Raw genomic sequence first — 12922 nt, 5'->3', positions numbered from 1 at the left:
GATTCCTTTAAAAAAACAATAAAAACCGTTCTAACCCTAGCTAGGCTCGGGTCCGACTTTCTGGGATATATCCTGCTGGAGTCGGGCAACGAAGGCATCAAGAGGCATTACACCTAAATCCACTCCGCCACGGGCACGAACGGCCACCGTATTACTTTCAGACTCTTTATCACCTACAACTAGCAAAAATGGAGTCTTTTGTAATGCGTGCTCGCGTATTTTATACGTAATTTTCTCGTTCCGCAAATCGGATTCGACTCTAAACCCTTGTTTTTTCAGCAATTGCTGTACTTTTTGTGCATATGCAGCTGAATTTCCGGAGATATTGAGCACTACGGCCTGGGTCGGAGCCAACCAAACAGGCATGTTTCCAGCATGATTTTCGATCAAAATGCCGATAAAACGCTCTAAGGAGCCAACAATTGCTCTATGAAGCATGACTGGGGTCTTGCGAGTATTGTCTTCGGCAACATATTCAGCACCTAAACGGGCTGGCATTGAGAAATCCACTTGAATCGTGCCGCACTGCCAAGTACGCCCAATGGAGTCCTTGAGGTGATATTCGATCTTGGGGCCATAAAAAGCACCTTCGCCTGGCAGCTCTTCCCACTCTTGGCCTGAGGCCTTGAGGGCGCCACGAAGGGCCTCTTCTGCTTTATCCCAAATGGCATCATCGCCTACACGCTTAGCGGGACGTAAAGCCAGCTTTACAGCCACTTCGGTAAAGCCAAAATCCTGATACACGGCGCGAACTGCTTTATCAAAAGCAGCGACTTCGGATTGAATTTGATCTTCTGTACAGAAGATATGGCCATCATCTTGTGTGAAACCCCGCACACGCATCAAACCATGTAACGCACCGGATGGTTCATTACGGTGACACTGACCGAACTCACCAAAACGCAATGGCAATTCACGATAGCTATGTAAGCCAGAGTTATAAATTTGTACGTGGCCAGGACAGTTCATCGGCTTTAATGCATAAGCACGATTCTCCGACTCGGTCGTGAACATATTTTCTTTGTAGTTTTCCCAGTGACCAGATTTTTCCCAAAGACCGCGATCCAAAATCTGTGGCGCTTTAACCTCTTGGTAACCTTCTTGCTGATACACGCGACGCATGTATTGCTCAACCTCTTGCCAAATAGACCAACCTTTTGGATGCCAGAAAATTAACCCTGGCGCTTCTTCCTGGAAATGGAATAAATCAAGTTGCTTACCGAGACGGCGGTGATCACGCTTCTCTGATTCTTCGAGCATATGCAAGTAAGCATCTTGATCTTCTTTACGCAACCATGCAGTGCCGTATATACGTTGCAGCATCTCATTCTTGCTATCGCCTCGCCAGTAAGCACCAGCAAGCTTCATCAGCTTAAATACCTTGAGCTTGCCGGTAGATGGCACGTGCGGGCCACGGCAAAGGTCAGTGAACTTACCTTCGGCATACAAAGAAACATCCTCGCCCTGTGGAATGCTGGCAATTAATTCCGCTTTGTAGTTTTCGCCTTGCTTCTTGAAAAACTCAACAGCCTCATCGCGTGGCATTACGGTACGTGTTACTGGCTCATCTTTTTTAGCGAGCTCAGACATTTTCTTTTCGAGAGCGACTAAGTCATCCGGAGTAAATGGGCGATGATAGGAGAAGTCATAGTAAAAACCATTCTCAATCACAGGGCCAATGGTGACTTGCGCCTCAGGAAATAATTCTTTAACAGCGTATGCCAATAAGTGCGCTGTAGAGTGACGCACGATCTCGAGCGCTTCTGGGCTCTTGTCAGTGATGATCGCCAATTGACTGTCTTTATCAATCACAAAACTGGTATCAACCATCTTGCCATCTACGATGCCGCCTAAAGCAGCTTTCGCAAGACCGCTGCCGATGCTTTGCGCAACATCCGCTACACGAACTGGTGCCTCAAACTCACGTTTTGATCCATCGGGCAGAGTAACTACAAGCATGATGACCCCATCTTCTTTACTGAACTTCATTACTAACATCTTTCCCAAAAAGAAAGCGCGGTAGCTTTAGGGCATCCGCGCCTCTTTGAAGTCCGACTGAATGCTTCGGCACTCCTTTCGGGTCTTATTCGTTGGTAGGCTCGATTGGACTCGAACCAACGACCCCCACCATGTCAAGGTGGTGCTCTAACCAGCTGAGCTACGAGCCTATACAGCCATAGAGTTTATCACCGGCGGCGCACTTGGGTGACCCCTTTGACCTCCTCTAAGCTATTTTGCACAACTCGCAGTACTTCAGAGTCCTTAACCTCAATCGTTAAAAGGATCTGGGCAAGACCTTTTTTGGCAGATTTACGCAAATCAATCACATGCACTCCCTGCCTCGTCAGAATTTCAAAGAGTTCCCTCATTAACTCTGGGCGATCCAGGCCAGTCACCACTAAATCAGCTGGAAACACGCGTTTTTGCTCTGGATTGACCACTGGATCTGCAGCAGAAGCAGTCCAAGCCGTTTGGATCACCCGCTCGGGCGCCCTCTCGAGCAACCCCCTGAAGGTTTTGCATGAGCGGCGATGAATCGAAATACCCCTACCTTGCGTCACAAATCCCGCGATAGGATCTGGTGGAACAGGTCGACAGCAACGCGCCAGCTGAGTCAATAATGAATCCACCCCAACCACTAAAACATCGCCACTCCGCCCTGCTTTATGACTGCTATTGCGCAAAACGATTTCAGGTGGGGTTGATGGCGTCTTTAATTCGGGGGTCGCTTCAGCTTTACCCTCCGCCACCTTTCCAGATTGCCCGGCCTCTTCATCATCAAGCGCATTAAACCAAGCGCGCACTCGTTGACGTGCCCTTTGAGAGCGCACGTAGTGCTTATCGGGACTAATCCAATCACGTGATGGCCCACCGTGTTTTACGGCAATGATCTCAATCGTTTGACCATTCTTCAGCGCCGTCTCAAGCGGAACCATTGCGCCATCAACGCGAGCGCCCCTACAGCGATGCCCAAGATTGGTGTGTACCGCATATGCAAAGTCAATGGGCGTTGAGCCCTTCTCCAGGGAAATCACTTTCCCCAAAGGCGTGAGGACATAAATATGGTCATCAATCTCATGGTGCTTAAGCTGCTCCCAAGCATCCTCTTTCCAGGAGATCAGCTGACGAGCCCAAGCGATTTGCCTTTCATAAGCAACCTCTGCGCTATGAGTGCCCTGCTGCTGATTGATGCTAGGCTTGTTTGGTTTTGCAGGATTCGGCGGCGTGGCCATGCCTACATAAGCGCCCTCTTTGTAACGCCAATGGGCAGCCAAACCATATTCAGCTTGCTGATGCATTGCTTCTGTACGCACTTGAATCTCAAACGAAATGCCTTCCTCATTCATCACCACCGTATGGAGGGATTGATATCCGTTCGGCTTAGGGCGTGCGATGTAATCATCAAACTCTCTAGGCACAGGCTGCCAGACGTTATGGACGATTCCCAATACCGCGTAGCAAGATTTCACGTCGGCAACGAGTACCCGAAATGCTCTGACATCATAAAGATTGGCAAAGTCTAGCGACTTGCCTTCCATCTTTTTCCAGATGCTGTAAATATGCTTTGGCCTGCCAAGCACTTCACCCTCAATCTGCGCCGCCTTTAATTCTTCTTGCAGTTGCAATACGATTTGATCAATGAATGATTGGCGCTCAATACGTTTGGCATCCAACATCTTGGCAATTTCACGATAAGTCTGCGGCGAGAGCGCTCGAAAAGCCAAGTCCTCCATCTCCCACTTCATTTGCCAAATACCTAAACGATTAGCCAATGAGGCATCGATGTTCAAAATCTCTTGAGCCCAAGCTGCAGGCATCTCGATCTTCTCTTGTGTAATCCAGCGCAATGTCTGCAGGCGGGAGGCGAGATAGATGAGAACTACCCGTAAGTCATCACCAAACGCCAACAGCATTTTGCGTAACATTTCTTCTTGACCGGTCACACTTATACCGCCATCACCACGAACTAGCTTTGCCTGCGCTTGACGTAAGCCGCGATAACCGATGAGTAATTTCGCAGGCTCCTCACCGATGAGTTTGGTGAGCGCCTCTTTGCCGTGGGTGCGTGCAATATTGCTTGCAGCAGTTAATGTTGCCTCATCTAGATTCAGAGACTGCAATATTTGCAATACGCCGGCTGCGTGGAATTCTGCCGGCTCACCATACCAGGCATCTACGAATACCGACTCTTTTAATGAATTGCTTGGGGCATTTGCCATTGGCAATGTGGAGTAATTAAAAAGTAATTAACTAAAGAATTCTTTTGCTAAAGCAATCTGCTCTGGCTTCACAAACGCGGGCGCATGACCTACATTGGGTATCTCAATACTGCGTGCATAAGGATTGACTTTGCACATCTCTGCGACTGTGGCAGCGGAAAGCAAGTCAGAGTTGCCGCCTCGCACTATCAGCATTGGAATATGAATGTGCTTAAAGGCATGCCACATCGCCATCTCGCCTGCTTTAGCCATGATCGGATTTACGGATGCAAACGGCACAGAGATATCTGGGTCGTAATGCATGATCCACTTACCATTCTTCTGAACCAACATAGGGCCGTTATAAACCTCCCACTCTTCAGGAGTGTGCTCACCAAAAGTGGCGCAGATTTCATTTAAGCGGTGAAGTGCTTCAGTGCGATCCGAGAAACTAAACGGCTGACCAACATATGAGCCTAGACGTTTAATTGCCTCTGGCTCAATCTTAGGGCCCACATCATTGATAATCATTCTACGAATCGGAGAGTTAGGCATTGCAGCATAGACCATGCCAATGAGACCGCCCATTGAGGTACCAAACCAGTCCACCTGAGTAACGCCAAGTTTTTTTACTAGCGCAGCCATATCTGAAACATACTGCGGAACGGCATAGAGCATTGAATTGCTAAGACGATCTGAATCACCTCTACCCACTACATCGGGACATACAACGTAATAGTCTTTGCACATTGCCAACGCGAGCGTCTTAAAGTCACTGCCACGTCTTGTTAAGCCATGAACGCACAGCAATACTTTATTGCCGGGATTTCCCCAGGCGTGATATGCCATACGATGGGTTGAATCACCGCTAGCGCACTCTACATAAAAGATATCCCCATCATGAAATATATTTGCTGCCTGTACGGCATTATGAATTTCATGATTTTGATGATCATGTTCATGATCGTGATCGTCGCCCACCTCTTCAGGCTGCAAGGTCACATGATCAATGCCATGTTCATCCAAAAGCATCGCATTTATACGGGCCATAATTTGGGGCCACTCTTGCATGTTGGCTATTTCAATATGGCCAATCAATGCTGGAAAGCTAGGGGTCATCTCCCAGACATGTAAATCATGTACCGCAAGCACACCTTGAATATTTCTTAAATCGCTACCTACTTGCAAGTAGTCAATGTGTAAAGGCACACCCTCCATTAAGAAGTGATAGGACTCATGAAGAATGGAGATGGTGGACTTAAGAATGAGCAGCGATACCAGAATAGAGAGGATGGCATCGATTGGCATCCAGCCAGTTAGTTGGATCACGACACCAGCAATCAATGCAGCGACCGATCCCAATAGATCACCCATAACATGGACAAGTGCTGCGCGGGTATTAACGCTTTTTTTATCGCGAGACAGAACAAATGCCACGACGATGTTCATCAGAAGGCCAATTGCAGCCACAACCGTGACAGTCAAGCCATCCACCTTATGGGGATTAGCAAAACGACTAACCGCCTCAATGACGATCCATAAAACTAAAGCCAGCATCGCAATACTATTGACGAATGCCGCTAGCGCTTCAGCACGCCCAAAACCAAATGAATGCTTCGGAGATGGTGGGCGACGAGAAATAATTTGAGCCAGGAGTGCCAAGCCTAAAGCAGCAGCATCAGTCACCATGTGACCGGCATCAGAAATCAGCGCCAATGAATTAGCGAAATAGGCAGCAGCACCCTCAACCCCTGAAAAACCTAAGGTCAGTACTAAGGCAATTAACAGTAGGTTTTGATTTGAAACTTGCTTGCTATGGGTATGCTGCGCATCGCCCTTTTTATGAGCATGTAAGGAAGGATCGACCCCAGATTGCTTCTGGGGTTTGGATGGCTTCGAATGGAAATGATGGGAGCCCGACATGGTGAACCCATTATTCCATTAATTGGTGACGCTGATTAGAAACCTGTTGTGTCAACAGGGGCTCCTGTTTTAGCAATAACCTCTTCTTTAGTAACGCCTGGAGCCAATTCAGTCAACTTCAAACCCTTCGGAGTGATGTCAAGAACGCAAAGATCGGTAATGATCTGGCTAATAACGCCTACGCCGGTTAAAGGCAATGTGCACTTAGGCAAAATTTTGAGTTCTTCAGTGCCATCTTTTTTCTTGGCAACGTGCTCCATCAATACAACCACATGCTTTACGCCAGCAACTAAATCCATTGCACCGCCCATACCCTTGACCATCTTTCCTGGAATCATCCAGTTGGCCAAATCACCATGTTCGCTTACTTGCATTGCACCCAAGATTGCGATGTTGATTTTTCCACCACGAATCATTCCAAATGAATCAGCAGAAGAGAAAATGGATGAACCAGGCAAAGTTGTAATCGTTTGCTTGCCAGCATTGATTAAGTCTGCATCAATCGTTTTTTCAGTTGGAAACGGTCCAATACCTAGCAAGCCATTTTCAGACTGAAGCCATACTTCCATATCTTTTGGCACATGGTTCGCTACCAAAGTAGGCATTCCAATGCCTAAGTTCACGTAGTAACCGTCTTTTAATTCTTTAGCAGCACGTGCTGCCATTTCATCTCTAGTCCAAGGCATTTCGATCTTCCTAAGTATTCTGTTCTATTGCTGTTCTGGGAATTACGCTTTTGCAGTCATCGTGCGCTGTTCAATGCGCTTTTCTGGTGTTTTATGTAGCACCAAGCGATGGACATAGATGCCAGGAGTATGGATTTCATCAGGATGCAGCTGACCGTTCTCAACAATCTCTTCTACTTCTGCAACGGTAATCTTGCCAGCCATAGCAACCACTGGATTGAAGTTACGTGCTGTGTAGCGATAGACTAAGTTACCCGACTTATCTGCCTTCCAAGCTTTTACTAAAGAGATGTCTGAAACGATAGAACGCTCCATGATGTATTTCTCGCCATCGAATTCTTTTTCTTCTTTACCTTCAGCAACCAATGTACCAACACCGGTTTTAGTATAAAAAGCAGGAATACCACAACCACCGGCACGCAATTTTTCAGCCAGAGTTCCTTGCGGCGTAAATTCCAACTCCAACTCACCAGCTAAATATTGACGCTCAAATTCTTTGTTCTCGCCCACATATGAGGCAACCATTTTTTTCACTTGACGTGAGTTGAGCAATAGACCTAAACCAAAGCCGTCTACTCCAGCATTATTAGCAATTGCAGTGAGGTTCTGCGCACCCAGATCCTTTACTGCCTGAATCAACGCCTCAGGAATGCCACAAAGACCAAAACCACCAACAGCCAATTTTTGTCCGTCTTTTAAGATATCCCGCAAGGCATCGACTGCCGATGGGTAAGTTTTATTCATAACTTTTGTCCTAATATTGCCAAAAAGGGTAAAAAAGCAATCATAACGCTTAAGACGCTCTAAGCTAGGCGGTCTTGGCACTAAATCTGTTTTTGTCAGTTAGAACTAAACTAACAGGGCTTAAATGCCCCATTTTTAAGAAATTTCGGAGAAATTGTATGAATTCTGCAGAGTTGGTAGAGCAATTTGGTCCCAGAGACTCCATGGACTATGACCTCGTCATTGTTGGGGGTGGTCCCGCAGGATTGTCGGCTGCTATTAAGGCTAAACAATTAGCCAACTCCTCAGGAAAAGAAATTAGCGTTTGCGTTTTAGAAAAAGGCTCTGAAATCGGAGCCCACATTCTTTCTGGCGCCGTGATGGACCCTAAGGCACTCACTGAATTATTTCCTGATTGGAAAGAACTTGGTGCACCGCTCGATACTCCAGTCACGCAAGATCAATTTCTATTCTTAACAAGCGATAACTCATACCAAGTTCCAAACTGGATGCTGCCGCACTGCTTTAAGAATGAAGGCAACTATATTGTCAGTCTTGCTAACGTGACTCGTTGGTTAGGGCAACAAGCTGAGAATCTCGGAGTTGAAATTTTCCCCGGTTTTCCAGCTGCAGAAATTCTCTACAACGAGCAAGGCGCAGTATGCGGTGTCATCACTGGGTCAATGGGCCTAGATAAAGAAGGAAAACCGACTGATCAGTTCCAACTTGGTATGGAATTACGTGGCAAGTACACCCTCTTTGCCGAAGGCGCGCGCGGGCATCTTGGCAAGCAACTGATTGCTCAGTTTGCGCTAGATAAGGATGCAGACCCACAAAGCTATGGCATTGGTATAAAAGAGCTTTGGGAAGTTGAGCCCTCCAAGAGCAAGCCTGGACTGGTTGTTCATACAGCTGGCTGGCCTTTAGAGAGCGATACCTATGGCGGTTCATTTCTCTATCACCTAGGCGATAACAAGGTCGCCGTTGGTTTAGTGGTTGGGCTTTCTTATAAAAACCCCTACCTCTCTCCTTTTGAAGAATTCCAACGCTACAAATTACATCCGAAAATTCGGGAGACATTTGAAGGTGGTGAACGTATTTCGTATGGTGCACGCGCACTGACTGCTGGCGGTTTAAATAGTCTTCCTAAAACAGTGTTTCCTGGTGGCGCCCTGATTGGTTGCGATGCTGGTTTCCTCAATGCATCTCGCATCAAAGGAAGTCATGCAGCGATTAAGACTGGCATGCTTGCTGCTGAAGCTGCAGTGGCAGCCATCAATGAAAATCGCTCTGAAGATGTTTTGTCTGCCTATCCAACAGCGTTTCAAAATAGTTGGCTGCATACTGAACTCAATCAAGCGCGCAACTTCAAGCCATGGATGTCAAAAGGCCTATATGTTGGCACTTTAATGGTTGGTCTTGAGCAAAAGCTTTTGGGTGGCAATATGCCATGGACCGTGCATTTGAAGCATGCCGATCATGAATGCTTAGAGCCTGCCGCCCAACATAAACCCATTGACTACCCTAAGCCAGATGGCAAGATTACGTTTGATCGCCTCTCTTCTGTATTTATCTCCAATACCAACCACGCCGAGAATCAACCGATTCATTTAACACTGAAGAATGATTCTGTACCGGTAGATATCAACCTCAAAACCTATGCCGGTCCTGAGCAACGCTACTGCCCTGCTGGCGTATACGAGTTTGTGGAGACCGATGGCAAACCTCGTTTACAAATCAACTCACAAAATTGCGTGCACTGCAAAACTTGTGACATTAAAGACCCAAGCCAAAACATCGTCTGGATAACTCCAGAAGGTGGTGGTGGCCCTAACTACGCGGCGATGTAACTATGATGATCCTTCACACTATGCTTCGCGTTGGCGACCTTCAACGCTCCGTTGATTTCTATACCAAAGTATTGGGCATGAATTTACTGCGCACTACAGAGCGTCCCGAGCAAAAGTATTCGCTTGCTTTTGTTGGCTTCGGTAAAGGGAATGGTGATGGCCAATCGGAGATTGAGCTTACCTACAACCATGGTGTTCGGTCCTATGACCTGGGCACAGCCTATGGGCATATCGCAATCGAAGTTCCGGATGCCTATGCAGCTTGTACTGCCATCAAGACTGCTGGCGGTAATGTCACTCGTGAGGCTGGGCCAGTAGCTGGCGGTGACACCATCATTGCATTTGTTACCGATCCTGATGGTTACAAAATAGAGCTCATTCAGCGTTGATCGTGGCAGAGCCCGATTCATTTCAATTAGAAATAGTAGATCGCCTTAGCGATATTCCTCCAGAGGAGTGGAACGCCCTGCTTCCTGCCGATGCAGGTCCTTTTCTGCGTCATGAGTTCCTCAGCAGCCTAGAGGAAACGACTTGTGTCGGTGGCAATACTGGCTGGCAAGTGGCTCACCTGGTTCTAAGAGAAGATCAGAAGCTCATAGGCGCGATGCCCTTGTATTTAAAGCAACACTCCTACGGAGAATTTGTCTTCGATTGGTCTTGGGCCCAGGCCTATGAGCAACAAGGTATGCAGTATTTTCCAAAAGCTCTCTGCGCCATTCCATTTACCCCGGTCCAGGGCTCAAGGCTTTTGAGCGCCAGTAATGTAGATGCCAACATAGTAAAGCAGCAATTAATCGCAGGTTTGAAGACTTTGGTTATGCAAAATAATCTGTCATCAGCCCACGTCTTATTTCCTTACTCCTCAGAAATAAAAAACTTGCAGGAGCAAGGCTTCATGTTGCGCGACTCGGTACAGTTTCATTGGCATAACCAAGGCTTTGAGAATTTCGAACAATATTTAGCCGCACTCACCATGAAGCGCCGCAAGAATATTCGACGGGAACGAGAACAGGTAGCACGAGAGCAGATTACTTTTAGACATGTACCAGGAATATCCTCAACCAATGCTGATTGGGAGTTCTTTTATCGCTGTTACGCAAATACTTACCTAGAACATCGCTCCAACCCTTATCTAAGCGAGACATTTTTTCAGTTGTGGGCGCAGCGTATGCCAGAGAATTTACATCTCATCATTGCGGAGAGAAGCGGCAATCCAATTGCTGCGTCGTTACTGGTTGTTGACCCTAAAAACTCAAAGGCTTATGGAAGATATTGGGGTGCCATCGAACATGTGCCCTGCTTGCACTTTGAAACTGCCTACTATCAAGCAATTGAATACTGCATTTCAAAGAACATTCAAACCTTTGAAGGTGGCGCACAAGGTGAACACAAGATGGCACGCGGATTCTTGCCTACCACCATTCAATCCGCCCATTTTATTGCAGACCCTCAGTTTGCCAAAGCTATACAACACTTCCTAGATCGCGAGCATCAAGGTATAGGGGCTTATGTGGATGAGCTCGCCGAGCACAGTCCTTTGAAATCGTCTAAAGTACAGCCATGAATTCTGAAGACACCAAATCTATTGCGCAAGATGGCTCCCACTCCCTATCCACTGGGGACGCAGACTCTGACTCGCCTTGCATCGGTGTTTGCACCACGCTGTACGATGAGATCTGCCAAGGTTGTGGTCGCACCTTAGGTGAAGTGAGTAATTGGGTGTTCTTTTCTCAAGAAGAAAAGGATTCCGTGTGGAAACGTATTCGCGCAGAGGGTACTGCGACCCGCTTTCAGAGACAAGCTAAAGAAAATAAGCCCGCTTAGGGGCTTATTTAAGGGCTTATTTTTTACTGAGGTTTAGTTAGCCAGCCAATTCCTGGCTGCGTAGGTACTCTTCATAAGTTCCCGAGTAATCTACCACCGTACCATCCATCTTTACTTCCAAGATGCGGTTAGCCAATGCGGATACAAACTCACGGTCATGAGAAACGAATATCAGAGTGCCATCGTATTTCTCGAGCGCAATTTGCAAACTCTCAATCGATTCCATGTCCATGTGGTTAGTTGGCTCATCCATTGCCAGGACGTTATATTTTTGAAGCATGAGTTTGCCCCAAATCATTCTGCCCTTCTCACCACCAGAAAGCACCTTCACAGACTTGCCAATATCATCACCTGAGAACAGCAAGCGCCCTAAAGTGCCACGGATGACTTGATCATCGTCGCCAGTATTGCGCCACCAATTCATCCAATCCATGAGCAACTCGTCTTTAGCAAACATCTCAGTATTGTCTTGAGGCATTACGCCAACGTTGGCATTCTCAGCCCACTTCACATCACCACTATCAGCAGCTATGCCATCAAAGCGCTTGCTCAAGATGGTTTTTAGCAGTGTTGTCTTGCCAGCTCCGTTTTGACCAATGATGGCAATCTTTTCGCCAGCACGAACACCTAATTTGAAATTCTTGAAGATAACGCGGTCATAAGCTTTAGTAAGTGCGTTGCACTCAACCGCCATGTTATGAAGTTTCTTCTCAGTATCAAAACGAATAAATGGGTTTTGACGTGATGAAGGTTTTACTTCAACAATTTCAATTTTCTCCAACTGCCTCTGACGTGAAGTCGCTTGACGTGCCTTAGATGCGTTTGCAGAGAAGCGGGCCACGAAAGCCGCTAATTCAGCAATTTTCTCTTTAGCTTTTACGTTATTGCTAAGCTGTTGTGTTCTCGCCTGCACAGAAGCCAGCATGTACGAGTCGTAGTTGCCTGGATAAACCTTCAATGTGCCATAGTCCATATCAGCCATATGCGTACAGACTTCATTAAGGAAGTGACGGTCATGGGAAATAATGACGATGGTGCTCTTAATTTGGTTGAGGATATCTTCAAGCCAATGAATAGAGTGAATATCCAAGTTATTGGTTGGCTCATCGAGCAGCAATACATCTGGATCAGAGAACAATGCTTGCGCAAGTAACACGCGCAACTTCCAACCTGAAGCGACGTTGCTCATCGGTCCATTGTGTTGGTCAATCGGAATACCGATACCTAACAACAACTCACCTGCTTTTGCTTCCGCGGTATAGCCACCGTATTCGGCATACTTACCTTCAAGCTCAGCAGCCTTCATGTAATCTTCATCAGTAGCATCTGGGTTAGCGTAGATTGCATCGCGCTCAGCAGCGGCCTTCCACATCTCTTCGTGACCCATCATCACAACGTCGAGTACACGCACATCCTCATAAGCAAACTGATCTTGACGCAACTTACCCAAACGAACGCCGGGATCCAAACTCACATTGCCGCTAGTTGGCTCAAGCTCGCCACCTAAAATTTTCATGAAGGTTGATTTACCGCAACCGTTTGCGCCAATCAGGCCATAACGATTACCGCCGCCAAACTTCACGGAAATGTTTTCAAACAGGGGCTTTGCCCCAAACTGCATGGTGATATTAGATGCTGACAGCACGGATGTTTTCTAGCTTTCTGAAATTCAATTGGATAGTTACCCCCGAATTGGGGGCAAAGACCGTTATTTTAA

At 46.9% G+C, this 12922-nt stretch carries 10 protein-coding genes and 1 tRNA gene; 4 read left to right on the top strand and 7 right to left on the bottom strand.

The genetic code is table 11. The features are described from left to right. Positions 1-36: 36 nt before the first annotated feature. From thrS to ICN39_RS06145, 6 genes are all read right to left on the bottom strand, one after another. Positions 37-1959, bottom strand: a complete 1923-nt coding sequence (gene thrS, locus ICN39_RS06170) for a threonine--tRNA ligase (protein ID WP_216233284.1) — start codon at positions 1957-1959, stop codon at positions 37-39. 132 nt (positions 1960-2091) lie between these two features. After that, positions 2092-2168 (bottom strand) — tRNA-Val (locus ICN39_RS06165). An 18-nt stretch (positions 2169-2186) separates the two neighbouring features. Continuing rightward, complete coding sequence (locus ICN39_RS06160; protein ID WP_216233184.1) at positions 2187-4220, bottom strand: bifunctional (p)ppGpp synthetase/guanosine-3',5'-bis(diphosphate) 3'-pyrophosphohydrolase; 2034 nt, start codon at positions 4218-4220, stop codon at positions 2187-2189. 27 nt (positions 4221-4247) lie between these two features. Then, on the bottom strand, positions 4248-6122 hold the full coding sequence (locus tag ICN39_RS11260; RefSeq protein ID WP_216233183.1) for an alpha/beta fold hydrolase: 1875 nt from the start codon (positions 6120-6122) through the stop codon (positions 4248-4250). 35 nt (positions 6123-6157) lie between these two features. Then, positions 6158-6808: a CoA transferase subunit B gene (locus ICN39_RS06150; RefSeq protein WP_216233182.1), complete on the bottom strand. Its 651-nt coding sequence runs from the start codon at positions 6806-6808 to the stop codon at positions 6158-6160. 42 nt (positions 6809-6850) lie between these two features. Further along, positions 6851-7552, bottom strand: coding sequence for a CoA transferase subunit A (locus ICN39_RS06145; RefSeq protein ID WP_216233181.1), 702 nt, complete (start codon positions 7550-7552; stop codon positions 6851-6853). 158 nt (positions 7553-7710) lie between these two features. Here ICN39_RS06145 and ICN39_RS06140 point away from each other — a divergent pair, with 158 nt between their 5' ends. Genes ICN39_RS06140 through ICN39_RS06125 form a run of 4 tightly spaced genes read left to right on the top strand, consistent with a single transcriptional unit; the run spans position 7711 to position 11205 of the window. Next, complete coding sequence (locus ICN39_RS06140; RefSeq protein WP_216233180.1) at positions 7711-9381, top strand: electron transfer flavoprotein-ubiquinone oxidoreductase; 1671 nt, start codon at positions 7711-7713, stop codon at positions 9379-9381. Between the two features lie 2 nt (positions 9382-9383). After that, positions 9384-9770, top strand: a complete 387-nt coding sequence (gene gloA, locus ICN39_RS06135; protein ID WP_216233179.1) for a lactoylglutathione lyase — start codon at positions 9384-9386, stop codon at positions 9768-9770. Then, a complete protein-coding gene (locus ICN39_RS06130) occupies positions 9770-10945 on the top strand; it encodes a GNAT family N-acetyltransferase (RefSeq protein WP_370623698.1) in 1176 nt (391 codons plus the stop codon). The genes gloA and ICN39_RS06130 overlap by 1 nt, the downstream gene beginning before the upstream one ends. Then, complete coding sequence (locus tag ICN39_RS06125) at positions 10942-11205, top strand: DUF1289 domain-containing protein (RefSeq protein ID WP_216233177.1); 264 nt, start codon at positions 10942-10944, stop codon at positions 11203-11205. Before ICN39_RS06130 ends, ICN39_RS06125 begins: the two co-directional genes overlap by 4 nt. A gap of 37 nt (positions 11206-11242) precedes the next feature. Here ICN39_RS06125 and ICN39_RS06120 read toward each other — a convergent pair whose 3' ends face one another. Further along, on the bottom strand, positions 11243-12850 hold the full coding sequence (locus tag ICN39_RS06120) for an ABC-F family ATPase (RefSeq protein WP_216233176.1): 1608 nt from the start codon (positions 12848-12850) through the stop codon (positions 11243-11245). Between the last annotated feature and the right edge of the window lie 72 nt (positions 12851-12922).

This window comes from Polynucleobacter sp. AP-Reno-20A-A9 (assembly GCF_018882085.1).
GTDB lineage: Bacteria > Pseudomonadota > Gammaproteobacteria > Burkholderiales > Burkholderiaceae > Polynucleobacter.
This window is presented reverse-complemented; position numbering and strand designations above follow the sequence as displayed.

What these genes read in the sequence shown, in the direction of transcription:
- thrS (WP_216233284.1), bottom strand. Translation starts at nt 1,959, where the DNA reads ATGCTTGTAGTTACTCTGCCCGATGGATCAAAACGTGAGTTTGAGGCA.
- ICN39_RS06160 (WP_216233184.1), bottom strand. Translation starts at nt 4,220, where the DNA reads ATGGCAAATGCCCCAAGCAATTCATTAAAAGAGTCGGTATTCGTAGAT.
- ICN39_RS11260 (WP_216233183.1), bottom strand. Translation starts at nt 6,122, where the DNA reads ATGTCGGGCTCCCATCATTTCCATTCGAAGCCATCCAAACCCCAGAAG.
- ICN39_RS06150 (WP_216233182.1), bottom strand. Translation starts at nt 6,808, where the DNA reads ATGCCTTGGACTAGAGATGAAATGGCAGCACGTGCTGCTAAAGAATTA.
- ICN39_RS06145 (WP_216233181.1), bottom strand. Translation starts at nt 7,552, where the DNA reads ATGAATAAAACTTACCCATCGGCAGTCGATGCCTTGCGGGATATCTTA.
- ICN39_RS06140 (WP_216233180.1), top strand. Translation starts at nt 7,711, where the DNA reads ATGAATTCTGCAGAGTTGGTAGAGCAATTTGGTCCCAGAGACTCCATG.
- gloA (WP_216233179.1), top strand. Translation starts at nt 9,384, where the DNA reads ATGATGATCCTTCACACTATGCTTCGCGTTGGCGACCTTCAACGCTCC.
- ICN39_RS06125 (WP_216233177.1), top strand. Translation starts at nt 10,942, where the DNA reads ATGAATTCTGAAGACACCAAATCTATTGCGCAAGATGGCTCCCACTCC.